The sequence below is a fragment of the Streptomyces olivoverticillatus genome, assembly GCF_014203555.1.
GTDB classification, from domain to species: domain Bacteria; phylum Actinomycetota; class Actinomycetes; order Streptomycetales; family Streptomycetaceae; genus Streptomyces; species Streptomyces olivoverticillatus.
This window is the reverse complement of the sequence record NZ_JACHJH010000002.1, coordinates 447,337-466,049: the sequence shown is the minus strand read 5'-3', so window position 1 is coordinate 466,049 and position 18,713 is coordinate 447,337. Positions and strand designations below refer to the sequence as shown.

The 18,713-nt window shown below is 71.2% G+C and carries 15 protein-coding genes; 6 read left to right on the top strand and 9 right to left on the bottom strand.

The window, feature by feature from the left end:
• Positions 1 to 58: 58 nt before the first annotated feature.
• From rodA to folC, 8 genes are all read right to left on the bottom strand, one after another.
• Positions 59 to 1,258: a rod shape-determining protein RodA gene (rodA, locus tag FHS39_RS07365; protein ID WP_184347493.1), complete on the bottom strand. Its 1,200-nt coding sequence runs from the start codon at positions 1,256 to 1,258 to the stop codon at positions 59 to 61.
• Positions 1,255 to 3,408: a penicillin-binding protein 2 gene (gene mrdA / locus FHS39_RS07360; protein WP_184347490.1), complete on the bottom strand. Its 2,154-nt coding sequence runs from the start codon at positions 3,406 to 3,408 to the stop codon at positions 1,255 to 1,257. Before mrdA ends, rodA begins: the two co-directional genes overlap by 4 nt.
• Positions 3,405 to 4,103, bottom strand: a complete 699-nt coding sequence (mreD, locus tag FHS39_RS07355) for a rod shape-determining protein MreD (protein ID WP_184347488.1) — start codon at positions 4,101 to 4,103, stop codon at positions 3,405 to 3,407. The genes mrdA and mreD overlap by 4 nt, the downstream gene beginning before the upstream one ends.
• 4 nt (positions 4,104 to 4,107) lie before the next feature.
• Entirely contained in the window at positions 4,108 to 5,046 is a 939-nt protein-coding gene (gene mreC, locus FHS39_RS07350) for a rod shape-determining protein MreC (RefSeq protein WP_184347486.1), read from the bottom strand.
• A 127-nt stretch (positions 5,047 to 5,173) separates the two neighbouring features.
• Positions 5,174 to 6,193 (bottom strand): rod shape-determining protein, encoded by a 1,020-nt coding sequence (locus tag FHS39_RS07345; RefSeq protein ID WP_004950903.1) that lies wholly within the window; start codon positions 6,191 to 6,193, stop codon positions 5,174 to 5,176.
• Between the two features lie 282 nt (positions 6,194 to 6,475).
• The gene (ndk, locus tag FHS39_RS07340) at positions 6,476 to 6,889 is read right to left on the bottom strand and encodes a nucleoside-diphosphate kinase (protein WP_184347484.1); all 414 of its coding nucleotides are present in this window, start codon (positions 6,887 to 6,889) and stop codon (positions 6,476 to 6,478) included.
• A gap of 55 nt (positions 6,890 to 6,944) precedes the next feature.
• Positions 6,945 to 7,298 (bottom strand): DUF4233 domain-containing protein, encoded by a 354-nt coding sequence (locus FHS39_RS07335; RefSeq protein ID WP_184347481.1) that lies wholly within the window; start codon positions 7,296 to 7,298, stop codon positions 6,945 to 6,947.
• A gap of 1 nt (position 7,299) precedes the next feature.
• Positions 7,300 to 8,847 carry a bifunctional tetrahydrofolate synthase/dihydrofolate synthase gene (gene folC, locus FHS39_RS07330; protein ID WP_425507747.1) on the bottom strand — a complete coding sequence of 516 codons (1,548 nt, stop codon included), beginning with the start codon at positions 8,845 to 8,847 and terminating at the stop codon, positions 7,300 to 7,302.
• A 95-nt stretch (positions 8,848 to 8,942) separates the two neighbouring features.
• Between folC and FHS39_RS07325 the strand changes: the two genes are divergently transcribed.
• From FHS39_RS07325 to FHS39_RS07305, 5 genes are all read left to right on the top strand, one after another.
• A complete protein-coding gene (locus tag FHS39_RS07325) occupies positions 8,943 to 10,118 on the top strand; it encodes a PAS domain-containing sensor histidine kinase (RefSeq protein WP_184347480.1) in 1,176 nt (391 codons plus the stop codon).
• Positions 10,115 to 10,870, top strand: coding sequence for a response regulator transcription factor (locus FHS39_RS07320; protein ID WP_184347478.1), 756 nt, complete (start codon positions 10,115 to 10,117; stop codon positions 10,868 to 10,870). Before FHS39_RS07325 ends, FHS39_RS07320 begins: the two co-directional genes overlap by 4 nt.
• Positions 10,871 to 10,999: 129 nt before the next feature.
• Positions 11,000 to 12,127 (top strand): non-hydrolyzing UDP-N-acetylglucosamine 2-epimerase, encoded by a 1,128-nt coding sequence (gene wecB / locus FHS39_RS07315; protein WP_184347476.1) that lies wholly within the window; start codon positions 11,000 to 11,002, stop codon positions 12,125 to 12,127.
• A gap of 56 nt (positions 12,128 to 12,183) precedes the next feature.
• Complete coding sequence (locus FHS39_RS07310; RefSeq protein WP_184347474.1) at positions 12,184 to 13,548, top strand: XrtP-associated glycosyltransferase; 1,365 nt, start codon at positions 12,184 to 12,186, stop codon at positions 13,546 to 13,548.
• A gap of 185 nt (positions 13,549 to 13,733) precedes the next feature.
• Positions 13,734 to 14,939 (top strand): hypothetical protein, encoded by a 1,206-nt coding sequence (locus FHS39_RS07305; RefSeq protein WP_184348743.1) that lies wholly within the window; start codon positions 13,734 to 13,736, stop codon positions 14,937 to 14,939.
• Here the strand turns inward: FHS39_RS07305 and FHS39_RS07300 are convergent.
• The gene (locus FHS39_RS07300) at positions 14,890 to 17,568 is read right to left on the bottom strand and encodes a valine--tRNA ligase (RefSeq protein ID WP_184347472.1); all 2,679 of its coding nucleotides are present in this window, start codon (positions 17,566 to 17,568) and stop codon (positions 14,890 to 14,892) included. The genes FHS39_RS07305 and FHS39_RS07300 overlap by 50 nt on opposite strands.
• Before the next feature lie 158 nt (positions 17,569 to 17,726).
• On the opposite strand from FHS39_RS07300, the gene FHS39_RS07295 reads away from it, so the two are divergent.
• Positions 17,727 to 18,653 carry a hypothetical protein gene (locus FHS39_RS07295; RefSeq protein ID WP_184347464.1) on the top strand — a complete coding sequence of 309 codons (927 nt, stop codon included), beginning with the start codon at positions 17,727 to 17,729 and terminating at the stop codon, positions 18,651 to 18,653.
• Positions 18,654 to 18,713 lie beyond the last annotated feature (60 nt).

The window sequence follows — 18,713 nt, the reverse complement described above, 5'->3', positions numbered from 1 at the left end:
GAATCTAGTGCGCGAGCGGCCCGGAGGGCAGACCCCGGCCGGCCCCGTGCAGGCGCCGCTAGGCGGACATCGGCCGTTGCACCTTGATCGACTGGAGCAGGCCGACGGCGATCCAGGCGGCGAACATGGAGGAGCCGCCGTAGGAGACAAAGGGCAGGGGCAGTCCCGTCACGGGCATGATGCCCAGGGTCATGCCGATGTTCTCGAAGGACTGGAAGGCGAACCAGGCGATTATCCCGGCGGCCACGATCGTGCCGTAGAGCTCGGTGGACTCGCGGGCGATGCGGCAGGCGCGCCAGAGGATCACGCCGAGCAGGAAGATGATCGCCCCGGCGCCGATGAAGCCGAGCTCCTCGCCCGCGACGGTGAAGATGAAGTCGGTCTGCTGCTCGGGCACGAACTGGCCGGTGGTCTGGGAGCCGTGGAAGAGCCCGGAGCCGCTCAGGCCGCCGGAGCCGATGGCGATGCGGGCCTGTTTGGTGTTGTAGCCGACGCCCGCCGGGTCGAAGGCGGGGTTGGCGAAGGCGGCGAAGCGGTTGATCTGGTACTCGTCGAGCACGCCGAGCTGCCAGATGAGGACGCAGCCGATGACGCCGGCGCCGACCAGGCCCGCGATCCAGCGGTTGGAGGCGCCGGAGGCCAGCAGCACGGCGAGGACGATGACGACGAGCACCATCACCGAGCCGAGGTCCGGCATCAGCAGGATGATCAGCACCGGCAGCGCGGCCAGGCCCAGGGCCTCCATGACCGTGCGGTGGTCGGGGTGCAGCCGGTCCCCCGCGTCGACCTTGCCCGCCAGCAGTATCGCCATGATCAGCGTGATGGTGATCTTGGTGAATTCGGAGGGCTGGATGGAGAAGCCGCCGCCGAGCTGGATCCAGGAGCGGGCGCCGTTGATGGTGGCGCCGAGCGGGGTGAGCACCGCGAGGGTGAAGAGCACCGAGAGGCCGTAGAGGATGGGCACGGCCCCGCGCAGCGACCGGTGGCCGACCCAGAGCACGCCGATGGCCATGCCGAGCCCGATGCCGGTGTTGAGCATGTTGCGCAGCAGGAAGTAGTACGGGTCGCCGTGGTTGAGCTCGGTGCGGCCGCGGGTGGCGGAGTAGACGAGCAGGGTGCTGATGCCGGACAGCGCGAGGGCGGCGAACAGCATCACCCAGTCGAGGCGGCGTACGACGGAGTCGCGGGCGGTCAGCCGGGACCAGGCGCCGCGCTGGGGGGTGAAGCGGCGGATGGTGTAGCCGTCGGCGGCGCTCACTGGTCCTCTTCCTTGCGGGACGGGGAGGCGGAGGGCGAGGGCGGCGGGTCGATGTGCTGGGCCTCGATGGTGCCGTCCTTCTCGATCCTGGGGAGCTTCTCCTCGGGGTGCGGCAGCAGCGCCTTCTTCTCGTCGATCTTGCCCTGGTCGTCGACGCCGTAGAGGGCGTTGTAGATCTTGCGGACGGCGGGGCCGGAGGCGCCGGAGCCGGTGCCGCCCTGAGCGATCGTCATGATGACGGTGTAGTCGGAGGTGTAGGTGGCGAACCACGAGGTGGTCTGCTTGCCGTAGACCTCGGCGGTGCCCGTCTTGGCGTGCATGGGGATCTGCTTGGGCCAGCCCTCGAACCGCCAGGCCGCGGTGCCCTCGGAGGCGACTCCGGCGAGGGCCGCGTCGAGCTGGTCGCGGGTGTTGCCGGAGAAGGGCAGCTTGCCGTGGGCGGTGGGCGGGATGTCCCGGACCTGCTTGCCGTCGGGGCTGACGACGGCCTTGCCGATGGTGGGGTTGTAGAGGGTGCCGCCGTTGCTGATGGCCGAGTAGATGGTGGCCATCTGGATGGGCGTGACGAGGGTGTCGCCCTGGCCGATGGAGTAGTTGACGGAGTCACCGGCGCGCATCCGCATGCCGGACTCGCAGTTCTCCTTGGCGATCAGCCCGGCGTAGCTGGTGTCCTCCTTGCCCTGCTTGCACCAGGTGTCCTTGTTGGCATCCCAGTACTTCTTCTTCCACTCGCGGTCGGGGACGCGGCCGCGGACCTCGTTGGGGAGGTCGATGCCGGTCTCCTTGCCGAGGCCGAACTGGTGGGCGGTCTTGTAGAACCAGTCGGCCGGGTGCTTGGGGTTGTTGCCGCCGTCCTTCTGCCACTGGCGGTAGGCCAGGTCGTAGAAGACAGTGTCGCAGGAGACCTCCAGCGCGCGGCCCAGGTTGATGGGGCCGTATCCCTTGGACTCGAAGTTCTTGAAGACCTGGTTGCCGATGTTGTACGAGCTGGAGCAGTTGTAGTTGTCGTTGAAGCCGTAGCCGGCGTTGACGGCCGCGGTGGCGGAGATGACCTTGAAGATGGAGCCGGGGGCGGCCTGGCCCTGGATGGCGCGGTTGAGCAGCGGGTAGTCGGAGTCCTTGCCGGTGAGCGCCTTGTAGTCCTTGGCGGAGATGCCGCCGACCCAGGCGTTGGGGTCGTAGGTGGGGTTGGAGGCCATGGCCACCACGCGGCCTGTCTTGGACTCCATCACCACGACCGCACCGGCGTCCGCCTTGTAGTTGGTGCCGGTGTTCCTGTCCATCTCCTTGCGGGCGTCCTTCATCGCCTGGTCCAGTTCCCGTTCCGCTATGGCCTGCACGCGGGCGTCGATGCTGGTGACGATGTTGGCGCCGGGGACGGCCTTGTCGCTCTTGGCCTTGCCGATGACGCGGCCGAGGTTGTCGACCTCGTAGCGGGTGACGCCGGCCTTGCCACGCAGCTCGCTGTCGTACTGCCGCTCCAGCCCGGAGCGGCCCACCTGGTCGGAGCGCATCAGCGGGGTGCGGGAGGTCTTGGCCTTGGTGATCTCGTCGTCGGTGACGGGCGAGAGGTAGCCGAGGACCTGGGCGGTGTTGGAGCCGCCGGGGCCCGCGTAGCGGCGGACGGCGGTGGGCTCGGCTGTGATGCCGGGGAAGTCCTCGGCGCGCTCGCGGATCTGCAGGGCCTGCTGGGTGGTGGCCTCGTCGGTGATGGGGATGGGCTGGTAGGGCGATCCGGCCCAGCAGGGCTTGGGCGTCTTGGCGTCGCACAGCCGCACCTTGGCGGTCACGTCCTCGGTCCTGAGGCCCAGCACCCCGGCGAGCCGGGCGAGGACGGACCGGCCGCGGTCCTTCATCTTCATCAGGTCGGTGCGGTTGGCCGAGACGACCAGGCGGGTCTCGTTGTCGGCGAGCGGCACGCCGCGGGCGTCGAGGATGGAGCCGCGGGTGGCCGGGGCGACGACCTGCTGGATGTGGTTGTCGGCGGCTTCGGCAGTGTACGTGTCGCCCTGGCGGATCTGCAGGTACCACAGCCGGCCGCCGAGGGTGAGCAGCAGCGAGACGACCAGGATCTGAATGACGATCAGCCGGATGGCCACGCGCGAGGTGCGGCCGGTCTGGGGGGCGCCCCCGGAGGAGTGCGGGCTCACAGGCGCTTGACCCCCTTGATGCGCGGCCTCCGGGCGGGGCGCGTGAGCAGGCTGTTGCGCCGGCCGAGGCGTCCGGTGCGGCCGAGGCGGCTGGTACGGCTCATCCGGCCGATCCGGAAGCTGGCGCTCGCCGTGCGGCCGTAGCCACCGTCGCCGCTCGCAGCGACGGCCGTGCCGTCCCCGGTGAGCGGGTCGCCGACGGTGCGCCGGGCGATGGCCATGATCAGCGGCACGGTGAAGGGTGCGAGCAGCAGGTCGTAGGCGGCCGCCGAGAGCAGCAGCCCGGTCATGCCGACATGCCGGGCGGCGGTGTCGCCGGCGAGGGCGCCGACGCCCGCGTAGAGCAACGTGGAGACGATGGCGGCGCCGACGACGACCAGCATGGGGACGGTGGCCGAGCGCAGCTGCCCGTTGTCGGGCTTGGCCAGGCCCACCAGATAGCCGACGACGCACAGCACGAGGGCGTAGCGCCCGGTGGCGTGGTCGGCGGGCGGGGCGAGGTCGGCGAGCAGGCCGGCGCCGAAGCCGACCAGGGCGCCGGCGGTGTGTCCGTAGACCAGGCCGAGGCCGACGACGACCAGCAGTAGCAGGTCCGGGACGGCACCCGGCAGATGGAGCCGGGCGAAGATGCTCACCTGGACGACGAGTGCCACGACCACGAGCGCGGTCGAGAGCAGAATCCGGTTGAGGCGCATCGGTTCAGTCCTGGGGTTGGGCGCTCGCGGAAGGGGAGGGGGTGGCCGTGACAGTCACCGTGGGGGCGGGCTTGGGAGCCTCGGGTTTGGCCGGCAGGACGGTGTCGCGGGGGTCCTGGCGGGGCAGCTGGACGACGACGCCGACGAGGTCGAGCTTGCTGAATCCGACGAACGGGCGGACCTGGAGGGTGCGGGTGAGACCGCCGCCGGCGGGGTCCACGCGGACGACCTCGCCGACGGGCACGCCGGGCACGAACGGCTTGTCCTTGCTGGAGCCGAAGGTCACCAGGCGGTCGCCGGGGTGCACGGTGGCCTTGCCGTTGAGGAGTTCCACGCGCAGGGAGTTGTCGCCCTGGCCGCCCGCGAAGCCGATCTCGCCCGACTTCTCCATGCGGGTGCCGACGGTGAACTTGGGGTCGCTGGCGAGCAGCACGGTGGCGGTGGTGGGGGCGACGGTGGTGACCCGGCCGACGAGGCCGTCGCCGTTGAGGACGGTCATGTCGCGCCGGACGCCGTCGTTGCTGCCGATGTCGATGGTGACCGTCCACGAGAAGCCCTGGGCTGCTCCTATGGCGATGACCTGGGCGCCCTTGATGCCGTACTGGCCGGCTCCCGCCGTCTTGAGCATGGCGTCGAGATCGCGGACGCGGCCGCGGTTGCGGTCGTCGCTGCCGAGCCGCTGCTTGAGGGCCATGTTCTCGCGCTCGAGGTCGGTGATGCGGCGGCTGCGGTCGCCGGAGTCCCGGACGGCCGCGACCGCGTCACCGAAGGGGTCGACGGCGGCCGCAACGCCCTTCTCCACGGGCCCGAAAGCGGAGGCGGCGGCGTGCCGGGCGCCGTCGAGCGGGGACCGCTCGCCGCCACGGATGTCCACCGTGATCAGCGCAAAGGCGACGGCGACCAGCAGCACCAGCAGCAGCCGGCTCTCTCGTGTGTCCCTCACGTGCGGCGGCGTGCCCTTCTCGTCGGACCGGCCGGCCGCTCGTCCCGCCGGTCATCGGAAGCGTTCTGCCTGTATATCAGGTTGTTTCGCGGTGGCCCGGACACCGGGCGGCGGTGCCTTGCGGCCGCTACCGGCGGGGCTGGGCGTCCAGCACCTGCTGGAGCGCCTCGAACTCCTCGACGCACTTGCCGGAGCCCAGCGCGACGGAGTCCAGCGGGTCCTCGGCGATGTGGATGGGCATGCCCGTCTCGCGGCGCAGCCGCTCGTCGAGGCCGCGCAGCAGCGCGCCGCCGCCCGTGAGAACGATGCCGCGGTCCATGACGTCACCCGACAGCTCGGGCGGGCACTTGTCGAGGGTGGTCTTGACCGCGTCGACGATGGAGTTGACGGGCTCCTCGATGGCTTTGCGGACCTCGGCGGCCGAGATGACCACGGTCTTGGGCAGCCCGCTGACCAGGTCGCGGCCGCGGATCTCGGTGTGCTCGTCCTGTTCCAGGTCGTAGGCCGAGCCGATGGTGATCTTGATTTGTTCGGCGGTGCGCTCGCCCAGCAGGAGGCTGTACTCCTTCTTGATGTGCTGGATGATCGCATTGTCCAGCTCGTCGCCCGCGACGCGGATGGACTGGGCGGTGACGATGCCGCCGAGGGAGATCACGGCGACCTCGGTGGTGCCGCCGCCGATGTCCACGACCATGTTGCCGGTGGCCTCGTGGACGGGCAGGCCGGAGCCGATCGCGGCGGCCATCGGCTCCTCGATGATGTGCACCTGCCGCGCACCGGCCTGGGTGGAGGCCTCGATGACGGCGCGGCGCTCGACGCCGGTGATGCCGGAGGGCACGCAGACGACGACCCGGGGGCGGGCCATCCAGCGCCGCTTGTGGATTTTGAGGATGAAGTAGCGGAGCATCCGCTCGGTGATCTCGAAGTCCGCGATCACACCGTCCTTCAGCGGACGCACGGCGACAATGTTGCCCGGCGTCCGGCCGATCATCTTCTTCGCCTCTGCACCCACCGCGAGGATGCCGCCGGTGTTGGTATTGATCGCGACGACTGACGGCTCGTTGAGGACGATCCCGCGGCCTCTGACGTACACCAGCGTGTTGGCGGTCCCGAGGTCGACAGCCATGTCACGGCCGATGAACGACATGTTGTTCCCCATGAGGATACGTCTGGCCTTCCCAGCTGGAGCGATTGCTTACTTGAGGTCGGCAGGTGGTGCGCTGCGGGCGCGGAGGCTTCATCGTAGTATCGACCGCTCGAACGCGGCGCGAGGGTTCCTCCGCCATTGTCGGCGGAACGCAAGCCCGCCCCAGTAATGGTGACGTCGTGTCGGAGTGAGAGGTTCCCTCGTTCGGCACGCATATGCCTGGGGGCGGCCGAAAGGAAATCGGCCGCCCCTGATCAGAATAGATGTGCGACTGATCCGGTATCAGGCAAGGCCCGGAAAGAAAATCTTGATTTCTCGCAATGCGGACTCCTCGGAGTCCGATGCGTGGATGAGGTTCTCGCGCGTGATGGTGCCGAAGTCACCCCTGATGGAACCGGGAGCGGCCGAGATCGGGTCGGTCGGACCCGCGAGCGCCCGGACGCCCTCGATCACGCGCTCGCCCTCGACGACCATCGCCACGACCGGGCCGGAGGCCATGAAGCCCATCAGCGGCTCGTAGAACTCGCGGCCGACGTGCTCGGCGTAGTGCTGTTCGAGGGTGGCCCGGTCCAGGGTGCGCAGCTCCAGCGCGCTGATCGTCCAGCCTGCCTTGCGCTCGATCCGGCGGATGATCTCGCCGACCAGCCCTCGGCGGACACAGTCCGGCTTGAGGAGGACGAGGGTGCGCTGGCTCATACTGCGGCTCCTTGCGGCAATCGGGTGTGGTGGGCCAGAGGGTACAGGTGCCGGGCTACGCGGCGTCAGCCGAGGCCGCCGCCTGGGCGGCGAAGCGGGCCTTCGCCTCGTCGACCTTGCGGCCGAAGTGGACCGACGCCCACCACAGGCCCGCGAAGACGATCCCGAGGATGAACATCATCGGGACGACGAAACCGCTCGCGATCAGGCCGATCTGCAGCGCCCAGCCCAGCTGGACGCCGCCGGGGCGGGTGAGCATGCCGCACAGCAGCACGCTCAGGGCCATCGCGGTCCCGCTGACCGCCCAGACCGTGCCGGTGGACAGATCGGAGGTCTGCATGGCCACCAGGCCGGCGAATCCGATGACGAAGAATTCACCGATCAGAGTGCTTGCGCACAGCGTCCGCACGTCATCCCCTTCCCAGCAGGAGCCGGGCCTCGCCGACCGTGATCACCGATCCGGTCACCAGCACCCCGGCGCCCGAGTACTCGCCCTCTTCCTCGGCGAGGGTGATCGCCGCCTCCAGGGCGTCGTCCAGGCGCGGTTCGACCTGCACCCGCTCGGCGCCGAAGACCTCGACCGCCAGGCCCGCCAGCTCGTCGACGTCCATGGCGCGGGGGGTGGAGTTCCGGGTGACGACGATCTCCGCGAAGATCGGCTCGAAGGCCTCCAGCAGGCCCCGTACGTCCTTGTCGGCGCTGGTGCCGACGACGCCGACGAGGCGGCTGAACCCGAACGCCTCGGTGACGCCCTCGGCGGCGGCCCGTGCGCCCGCCGGGTTGTGCGCGGCGTCCAGCACCACGGTGGGGCTGCTGCGCACGACCTCCAGCCGGCCCGGCGAGCTGACCGAGGCGAAGGCGCGGCGGACGGTGTCGATGTCGAGCGTGCGGGCGTGCTGCGAGCCGATGCCGAAGAAGGCCTCGACGGCGGCCAGCGCGACCGCGGCGTTGTGCGCCTGGTGGGCGCCGTAGAGCGGGAGGAAGACCTCGGGGTACTCGCCGCCCAGGCCGCGCAGGGTGAGCAGCTGGCCGCCGACGGCGACCTCGCGGCCGGTGACGCCGTACTCCATGCCCTCGCGGGCGACCGTGGCGTCCACCTCGACCGAGTGCTTGAGCACCACCTGGGCGGCGTCCACCGGCTGCTGGGCGAGCACGACCGTGGCGTCGGGCTTGATGATCCCGGACTTCTCGGTCGCGATGTCGCCGGGCGTCTCGCCGAGCCGGTCGGTGTGGTCGAGCGCAATCGGCGTGATAACGGCGACCGTGCCGTCGACCACGTTGGTCGCGTCCCAGGTGCCGCCCATGCCCACCTCGACGACGGCGACGTCGACCGGGGCGTCGGCGAAGGCCGCGAAGGCCATGCCGGTGAGCACCTCGAAGAAGGAGAGCCGGTAGTCCTCGCGCTCGTCGACCATCCGGACGTACGGCTCGATGTCGCGGTACGTCTCGATGAAGCGCTCGGCGGAGATGGGAGCGCCGTCCAGGCTGATCCGCTCGGTGACCGACTGTACGTGCGGGCTGGTGTAGCGGCCGGTGCGCAGGTCGAAGGCGGCCAGCAGGGCCTCGATCATGCGGGCGGTGCTGGTCTTGCCGTTGGTGCCGGTGATGTGGATCGAGGGGTAGGAGCGCTGGGGCTGGCCCAGGATGTCCATCAGCGCTTCCATGCGCACCAGCGACGGGTCCAGCTTGGTCTCGCCCCAGCGGCCGGCCAGCTCGGCCTCCACCTCGCGCAGCGCCCGGTCCACCTCGGGGTCCTCGGGGCGGGTGGGCACGTCGCCCTGCGGGGGCCCGCCTTGGGTGCGCAGGGTGCGACTGCCGGCCTCGATCACGGCCAGGTCGGGGTCGCGGGTGGTTTCGGCTTCGACCATCTCGGCGAACTGGTCGGTTTCGCCGGGTTCGCCGGGTTCGGTATCGCCGTTGCCGTCGTTGTTGTCGTCGTTCAGGGGGCGCTCGCTCACGCCGCCCAGTCTACGGACCGGGGCCGCCGGAAAGGCGGGGGCATCTCCGAAATGCGCAGGAGCGCACTCCTCCGCTTTGGCTTACGGTGTGTGGCATGGGGTCCGAGGACCGGGACCGGCTGCAAGCGGTCCTGGAGGCGCTGCCCGCCGGGGTGCTGCTGCAGAGCCCGGCGGACGAGGTGCTGGCGGTCAACCGCAAATTCGTCGAGATGTTCGAACTGGAGGGCCGGGCCGATCTCTCCCCCGGCGCCTCCCTCCAGCCGCTCGTCCCGCTCGTACGGGCCTTCTTCGCCGAGGGCGGCAGCGGGCAGCGCTCCCCCGGCGAGATCCTGGCCGGCCGCCATGTGCACCGGGTGGCGGAGATCCCGCTCGCCGACGGGCGCCTGATCCGCCGCGAAGTCGAGCCGCTGCGGCATGGGAAGACGTATCTGGGCGCCCTCTGGGTCTTCGCCGACATCACCGACGCCAAGCGGCGCGAGCACGATCTGGAGCGCGACAACCTCGCGCTGGCCGAACTGGCCCACCAGCGCAATGCCTTCACCGCCGCCGCCTCCCACGAGCTGCGCACCCCGCTCACCTCCATCGTCAGCTTCGGCGAGCTCCTCGCCGACCCCGCCTTCGGCGGCCTGACGGCCGAGCAGACCTCCTTCATCGACGCCATCCGGCGCAACGGCGAGCGCATGCAGCGGGTCATCTCCGACCTGCTGCTCACCACCCGGATGCGGGCCACCGGACCCGAGCTGGAGTTCGCGCCCGTCGACGTGCCCGGCATGCTCGAAGACGCCTTCCTGGACCACATGCGCCCCCTTGAGCAGGCGGGCCTGTTCACCGTGCTCGACTGCACGCCCGGCCCCGCCCTGTGCGGCGACCGGCACCGGCTCCAGCAGGTGCTGGGCAATCTGCTGGAGAACGCCGTCAAGTTCACCCCGCCCGGCGGCCGCGTCACCATCACCGCCGCGACCCGCGGCGACCACTGGGTCATCGAGATCGCCGACACCGGCATCGGCATCCCCGAGGCGTACCGCGAGGAGGTCTTCGCCGGATTCGTCCGGGCGCCCAACGCGCGCAAGGGCGGCTACCCCGGCACCGGCCTCGGGCTCGCCATCAGCCGCACCGTCGTCGAACTCCACGACGGCACCCTGACCGCCGAGGCCGCCCCGGAAGGCGGCGCCGCCTTCCGCATCCGGCTGCCCGTCGCGGGACCGGCCACCGCGCGCCTCACCGAGGGGCAGACCCCGGCCGCCCGCGCCCACAGGGGCCCGCGGCCATGACGCGCATCCTCGTCGTGGAGGACGACCCCGACCTCGGCCTCGCCCTGCGCGTGCTGCTCACCCGTGCCAGCTACACCGCCGTCCACGCCGCCGACGGCCGCGACGCCCTGCGGCTGCTCTTCGCCGAGCGGCCCGCGCTGATGATCCTCGACATCGGCCTGCCCGAGCTCGACGGCTGGGAGGTCCTCGAACGCACCCGGGACATGAGCGACCTGCCCGTGCTCCTGCTCACCGCTCGCGGCGCCGAGACCGACCGGGTGCGCGGCCTGCGCGCGGGGGCCGACGACTACCTGCCCAAGCCGTTCGGCAACGAAGAGCTGCTCGCCCGCGTCGAAGCGCTGCTGCGCCGCAGCGGGCCCGCGCGCTGGGCGGGCGGCGGCTACGGCGACGACGGGCTGCGGCTGGTCCCCGAGCGACGCTCGGCCCTCTGGCAGGGCCAGGAGGCCCGGCTCAGCGACATCGAGTACCGGCTGCTCCAGGTGCTCGTCCGCAACCGAGGCCGGGTGATCACCACCGACCAGCTGCTCGACCGGGTCTGGGACGACCAGGAAGGCACCGGCCGGGAGCGGGTGAAGTTCGCGGTGCTGCGGCTGCGGCGCAAGCTGCGCCAGGCCGCGGGCGACGAGGCCGCCGACCCGCTGGAGGCCGTGCGCGGCCTGGGCTACCGCTACCGCCCGGAGGAGAGGGCGAACGGCGACGGCGGACCGGAGGACGGGCCGCAGGACGCCCGGGGGCGGGCCGAAGGTCCCTGACCGCCCGGGGACCAAGGTCACCCATCATCCGGCCGCAACCGTCCGGCAACCGAACACCCCCAGGAGGCGCAACCGACGCACCACAGGCTCAGGAGCCGTCATCCCCCGTCGGCCCCAGGAGTCACTTCCGTGCAGTCTCTGCCCTCGCGTAGCGTCGCCATCGTCCTCGGCACACGCCCCGAGCTGGTCAAGCTCACCGACCTCGTGCGCCTCCTGGGCCCTGCGGCTCACCTGGTGCACACGGGACAGCACTACGACGAGGAGCTGTCCGGCCGCTTCCTGAGCGAGCTGGGCCTGCCCGAGCCGACCTTCCTCACCGGCGTCGGCGGCCGGCCCCGCGCCGTGCAGATCTCCGCCGCGCTCGGCCAGCTCGACGAGCTGTTCACCGCCGAGCCCCCGCTGGCCGTCGTCGTCCAGGGCGACACCAACGCCGCCCTCGCCGGGGCGCTCGCGGCCAACGCCCGCCGGATCCCGCTGCTGCACGTCGAGGCCGGGCTGCGCAGCCACGACCGCAACATGCCCGAGGAGCACAACCGCGTCCTCATCGACCACATCGCCGACGTGCTGTGCGCCGCCACCCCGGAGAACCGGGCCAACCTGCTGGCCGAGGGCGTCGACGTCGCCCGGATCGCGGTCACCGGCAACACCGTCGTGGAAGCCGTGCACGGCCAGCTGCCCGGCGCCCGGGAGCGCGCGGCGCTGCTGGCCCGGCACGGGCTGGCCGACGGCGGCTATGTGCTGGCCACGGTGCACCGGCCCGAGAACACGGACTCGGCCGAGGCCCTGCGGGCCGTCCTCACCGAGCTGGCCGCCCTGGCCGCGGATCTCCCGGTCGTCCTGCCGCTCCACCCGCGCACCCGGGCCCGTATCGAGGCCGCCGGCCTCGACGACCTGCTCGCCCCGCTCACGGTGAGCGCCCCCGTCGGCTACGGCGAGTTCCTCGCCCTGGCCCGGCACGCGGCGCTGCTCGTCTCCGACTCGGGCGGCATCCAGGAGGAGTGCACGGTGCTGGGCCGCCCCCTGATCGTCGTGCGCCGCTCCACGGAACGGCCGGAGGCGATGGGCGACTTCGCGGAACTGGTCGAGCCGGGCCCGGAGATCGGGCAGGCCGCCCGGCGCCGGCTGGCAGAGGGGCCCGAGGGCCTGGCCCGGCTGGCCACGCTGCCGAGCCCCTTCGGGGACGGGCGCGCGTCGGAGCGGATCGTCACGCTGCTGACCGCGGCCGTCGCACCGCAGCTGCTGGCCGCCGCCGCGTAGCCCCGGGCTCCGCCCCCAGACCTCTTCGACCTCGACCGCCGGACGGCTGCACCCGCATGTTCTCCAACCCCTTCCTTCTCGCCTTCCCCTTCTTCCTCCTGCTCTGCTTCCTGCTCTACTGGGCCGGTGCACGCCACGCGTACCTGCGCCGCCCCGCCGTCCAGGACGGTGACCCGGGCGCCTTCGCATGGCACTTCTTCGTGCCCTGCCGGGATGAGGAAGCCGTCGTCGGGACCACCGTCGGGCAGTTGCGCGCCGACCATCCCCGTGCGCACGTGTGGGTCATCGACGACGACAGCGACGACCGCACCGGCGCCATCGTGGCCGCCCTCGCCGACGAGGACCGCCGCATCCACCTCGTGCGCCGCCACCGGCCCCACGCCCGCCAGGGCAAGGGCGCGGCGCTCAACGCCGCCTACGACGAGCTGAACCAGTTCCTGTCCAAGGACACCGACCGCGAGCGCGTCGTGGTCTGCGTCGTCGACGCCGACGGCCGGCTGGACCCCCGCGCCCTGGCCCGCGTCAGCGGCCCCCAGGGCTTCGGCGACCCCGAGACCGGCGGTGTGCAGGTCAGCGTCCGCATGCGGAACATCGACGACCCGCGGCCGCTGGACGGCCGGGGCCGGCTCCGCAACGCCTTCGCCCGGCTGCTGGTGCGCATGCAGGACATGGAGTTCTCTGTCTCCAACGCGGGGATGCAGCTGCTGCGCGGCCGCACCGGCTCCGTCGGCCTCGGCGGCAACGGCCAGTTCACCCGCCTCGCCTCACTCGACCGCATCGCGGCCGCCGAGCGCCGCCCCTGGCAGCGCGGCGCGCTGCTGGAGGACTACGAGCTGGGCCTGCACATGATCCTCAGCGGTGACCGGATATCCCACATAGCCGACACCTGGGTCTCCCAGGAGGGCCTGCCGCACGGCCGCCGCTTCCTCACCCAGCGCACCCGCTGGGCCCAGGGCAACCTGCAGTGCGTGCGCTACGCGCCGCGCATCGTCTCTTCGCGCCACTACGGCGGCAAGGGCGTCCTGGAGACGCTCTACACCTTCCTGCAGCCGGTCGCCCACCTGGTCACGCTCGCGCTGTGCGCCGTGATGTTCGTCTTCCTCGGCCTGACGGCCGCTCGGGACGGCTTCGGCGCGGCCTTCGGCGGCATGCTCGCCCTGTGGCCGCTCGTGCTCGCCCTGGCCGTCGTCTCCGTGCTGCCCTTCGTGCTGTGGGGCCCGGTCTACCGCCGCGACCGCGCGCCGGACCGCTCGCTGCTGACCGCGCTGCTGTGGGGGCTCGGCCTGTGGCTGTACGCCTACCATCTCTTCCCGGCATCCGCGCGCGGCTTCGTACGGATGCTGCGCGGCCGCAACGGCTGGGCCAAGACGCGGCGCAACGCCGAGCGGGTGGACTCCGGTCCGGTGGCCATCGAGGCCTGACGCCTCGCATGTCCGTGCAACAAACCACTCCTGTTGATGATTTGCCTCACAGAAGTGGGCCGCAGGGCAACCTTCACTCCCGCTCCGCCATCTGACCGCCGGTGATATTCATGCCCGGAAACACGACCGTCTCCGGGTGAAGGCGGAACGGGAGCGTTGTGCGGATACCGGAACTCAGCACGCGGATGCACTTGCTGCTGCTCACCGCATGGGCCGTGCTCTGGTTCGTCGTGGTCGAGCCCAGCGGCGGCTTCTCCTGGCACTACCTGCGCACCGGCGGCGAGCTGATCTACGAGGGCGGCACCTCGGGCGACGGCGGGCTCAACCTCTACGCCCGCCACCCCGAGCTGCAGATGGGCCCCATCAGCTTCCTGACGGCGGGGCTGTTCAACCCCTTCCCGGCCGAGGTCGGCCAGGTGCTGGCCGAGGCACTGATGTCCGTCCTGGGCCTGGTGATCGTGGTCCTGGCCGGGCGCAGCGCCGCCCGGCACTTCCTTGGCACGGGCACCAACCACCAGCGACTGCGGCAGCGCGTCCTCATCGCGGGCCTGGCCTTCATCCCGATGTGGATCGAGGTCTCGGTCCGCTTCGCGCACCTGGACGACGTCCTCGCGCTGTTCTTCACGGCCCTGGCCGTGCGGTACCTGACGCGCTGCGACGCGGCGGCCACCGGCATCTGCATGGCGATGGCCCTGAACTCCAAGCCGACCGCGCTGGCCTTCCTGCCGCTGCTGCTCGCCCTGCCCAAGGAGCGGTGGCTGCGGGCAGGGGTGTGGTGCGTGGGGCTGGTGGCCGTCGCGTGGCTGCCGTTCTTCCTGGTGGACCCGCACTCCTTTGCAGCGGCGAAGTTCACCATCCCCAACAACCCGGCGTCCGCGCTGCGCTGGCTGGGCGGCAACACCCCCCAGACGCCCGACTGGGCGCGGCCCGCCCAGGCCGCGCTGGGCCTCGCGCTCGGCGCGATCGCCGTGTGGCGGGGCCGGTGGGCGGCGGTCGTGCTGCTGGGTGCGAACGCCCGGATCGTCCTCGACCCCAGCGTCTACACCTACTACACGGCCTCCGTGCTGCTCGGCACGCTGCTGTGGGACGTGTGCGGGCAGCGGCGGCTGGTGCCGTGGTGGAGCTGGATCGCGCTGATCGTCCTCTACGGCAGCGTCTTCCTGGTGCCCGACGAGTCGGCCAAGGGCCTGATCCGGCTCGGCTTCGTGGCGGTCTCGACGGCGTACGTGCTGTTCGCGCCCGTACGCGACCGCCGGGACCGGAACCAGCACAGGCCCCTCGACCGGGTGGAGGAGGAGCCTGTGGAGGGGCCGTGGGGTCCCATGTGGGACCCGGGACGTTCTAGGCCGTGGTCCCGTTACCGCCAGGCAGGGCCGCCAGCTGAGCGGTGATCCGCTCGATGTCGGCCTCGGCCGTCTCCAGCCGCTTGCGGATCTTCTCCACGGCGGCCTCGGCGGCCTTCGCCAGGAACGCCTCGTTGCCCAGCTTGGCCGTGGACTGCGCCTTGTCCTTCTCGGCCGCGGCCAGCGCCTTGGCCAGGCGCTTGCGCTCGGCCTCCACGTCGATCGTGCCGGACAGGTCGAGGGCGACGGTGGCGCCGGCGACGGGGAGCGAGGCGGTGGCGGAGAAGCCCTCGCCGGCCGGCTGCAGGCGCAGCAGCGACCGCATCGCGTCCTCGTGGGCCGCGAGCGCCGTGCCGGTCAGGTCCAGCCGGGCCGGGACCTTCTGGCCCGGCTGCAGGCCCTGGTCGGAGCGGAAGCGGCGGACCTCGGTGACGACCTGCTGGACGGTGGCGATCTCCTGCTCGGCCGCCGCGTCGCGGAAGCCGCCCGGGGCGTCAGCCCCAGGAACGAGCACAGTGGCCGGCCAGTCGGCGATGACCACGGACTCGCGCCCGGTGAGGGTGGTCCACAGCGTCTCGGTGACGAACGGGACGACCGGGTGCAGCAGGCGCAGCGTGACGTCGAGGACCTCGCCGAGGACGCGGCGCGAGACCTCGGCCTCGGGGCCGCCCTTGGCGAAGGTGGCCTTGGACAGCTCGACGTACCAGTCGAAGACCTCGTCCCACGCGAAGTGGAACAGGGTGTCGGAGAGCTTGGCGAACTGGTAGTCGTCGTAGTACGCGTCCACCTCGGCGACGACCGAGTTGAGGCGGGAGAGGATCCAGCGGTCGGTGGCCGACAGCCGGTCCGCGGCCGGCAGCTCGCCCTCGACGGTGGCGCCGTTCATCATGGCGAAGCGCGTGGCGTTCCAGAGCTTGTTCGCGAAGTTCCGCGAGCCCTGGACCCAGTCCTCGCCGATCGGCACGTCCACGCCGGGGTTGGCGCCGCGGGCGAGGGTGAAGCGGACGGCGTCGGAGCCGTACTTGTCCATCCAGTCCAGCGGGTTGACCGCGTTGCCGAAGGACTTCGACATCTTCTTGCCGAACTGGTCGCGGACCATGCCGTGCAGGGCGATGGTGTGGAACGGCGGGGTGCCGTCCATCGCGTAGAGGCCGAACATCATCATCCGGACGACCCAGAAGAAGAGGATGTCGTAGCCGGTGACGAGCACGGAGTTCGGGTAGAACTTCGCGACGCTCTCGGTCTTCTCGGGCCAGCCGAGCGTGGAGAAGGGCCACAGGCCGGAGGAGAACCAGGTGTCCAGGACGTCGGTCTCCTGGTGCCAGCCCTCGCCGGTGGGCGCCTCGTCGTCCGGTCCGACGCAGACCATCTCGCCGTTGGGGCCGTACCAGACGGGGATGCGGTGGCCCCACCACAGCTGGCGCGAGATGCACCAGTCGTGGAGGTTGTCGACCCAGCCGAAGTAGCGGGACTCCATCTCCTTGGGGTGGATGGCGACGTCGCCCTCGCGCACGGCCTTGCTGGCGGCCTCGGCCAGCGGGCCGACCTTGACCCACCACTGCATGGACTGACGCGGCTCCAGCGTCGTCTTGCAGCGCGAGCAGTGGCCGACGGAGTGGGTGTACGGGCGCTTCTCGGCGACGATCCGGCCCTCGGCGCGCAGGGCGCCGACGATCGTGGAACGGGCCTCGAAGCGGTCCAGGCCGAGGAAGGGGCCGTGGACGGTGATGACACCGTGCTCGTCGAGAACGGTGAGCGACGGCAGGTCGTGCCGTCGGCCGATCTCGAAGTCGTTCGGGTCGTGGGCCGGGGTGACCTTGACGGCGCCCGTGCCGAACTCGGGGTCGACGTGCTCGTCGGCGACGACCGGGATGCGGCGGCCGGTGAGCGGCAGCTCGATCTCGGTGCCGACGAGGTGCTTGTAGCGCTCGTCCTCGGGGTGGACGGCCACGGCGGTGTCGCCGAGCATCGTCTCGGCGCGGGTCGTGGCGACGACGATGGAGGCGTCACCCTCGCCGTAGCGGATGGAGACGAGCTCGCCGTCGTCGTCCTGGTACTCCACCTCGATGTCGGAGATGGCGGTCAGGCAGCGCGGGCACCAGTTGATGATGCGCTCGGCGCGGTAGATCAGCTCGTCGTCGTAGAGCTTCTTGAAGATCGTCTGGACGGCCTTGGAGAGGCCCTCGTCCATGGTGAAGCGCTCGCGGCTCCAGGCCACGCCGTCACCCAGACGGCGCATCTGGCCGGAGATCTGGCCGCCGGACTCGGCCTTCCACTGCCACACGCGCTCGACGAACGCCTCGCGGCCGAGGTCGTGGCGGGACTTGCCCTCCTTGGCGAGCTCGCGCTCGACCACGTTCTGCGTGGCGATGCCGGCGTGGTCCATGCCGGGCTGCCACAGGACCTCGAAGCCCTGCATCCGCTTGCGCCGGGTCAGGGCGTCGATCAGCGTGTGCTCGAAGGCGTGGCCCAGGTGGAGGGAGCCCGTGACGTTCGGCGGGGGGATGACGATGGTGTACGGCTCTTTGTCGCTCTTCGCGTCCGCCTCGAAGTAACCGCGCTCTACCCAGCGCTCGTACAGCGGCCCCTCTACCTCGGCCGGCGCGTACTGGGTCGGCAGTTCGGGGGCGCTGTCCATCGGCCCGCGGTCGGGGCTCTGCTGAGTGTTCTCGGTCACGGGGGAATTCTACGGGGAGGGGGTGACAGCTCACGAACCGATTCGGGGCCGGGGCGCCGCCCCGCCGCACGGAGCCGACGGATGATCGGCAAGGATGTCGGGGACCTGTCATCACTGCCGCGGCGCTCGTTCCGCGGCGCGGAGAACGCCGGGACACGATGAGCCACCACCAGCCGGGCCCGTACGGGCAGCAGCCAGGCCCCTACGGGCCGCCGCCCCAGCAGCCCAACCCCTATGCCCAGCCGGTCCAGGGCCAGGGCCAGGGATACGGCTACGGGCCCGGGCCCGGGCAGCCCGGCATGCCTGGAATACCCCCTCTGTATCCGCCGCCGGTCCCTCCGCAGGGCGGCGGCAAGGGCAAGGCGATAGCCATCGCGGCCGGGGCACTCGTCCTGGTCGGCGCGATCGTGGCGGGCGGCATGCTGCTCTTCAAGGGCGGCAGCCACCACGCCAGTGCGAGCAACAAGCCCGTCGGCGGCACCACGCCGGCGCCCTCCACCAGCGCGCCGGCCACGCCCGCCGCGAAGCGCTACAAGCTCACCGCTCCCGACACGGTCGCCGGGGAGTACAAGAAGGACGCCACCGACCCCGGGGGCGGCTTCGACTCCAAGGACCTGGCCGCCCTCCGCAACCGCGGGGTCACCAACCCGCAGACCCTCACGGCCGCATACAAGACCGAGGGGGACAAGACCTCCCAGAAGATGCTCAGGTTCACCGGCGCCTGGGGTGACGAGGTGAAGGACCCGGAGGCCGTGGTGGACGGCATGTTCCGGGACGTGGCAACCGGGGCCGCACACGACACCGACCCCAGCATGAAGACCGAACTCGAGGGCAGCCCGCAGCGCATGACGCCGGACGGCATCGGGGACGCCGTGATGAAGTGCCAGATCACCAAGTGGACCGACCAGAACACCGGCGACCACCCGATCAGGATGCCGCTGTGCATCTGGGGCGACCACAGCACCGTCGGAGCCGTCTTCGCCCTGGACGCCAGTCTGCTCGTCCAGGGGCAGGACCTCAGCGTCGAAGAGGCCGCAAACCGGACGGCAAAGCTCCGAGCGGACGTACGCGTCGAAGTCGGCTGACCCCAACCCCGCACTGTTCCCGAACCGTTGCCTCCCCGCGGTAAAGCCGGGATAAGCCAT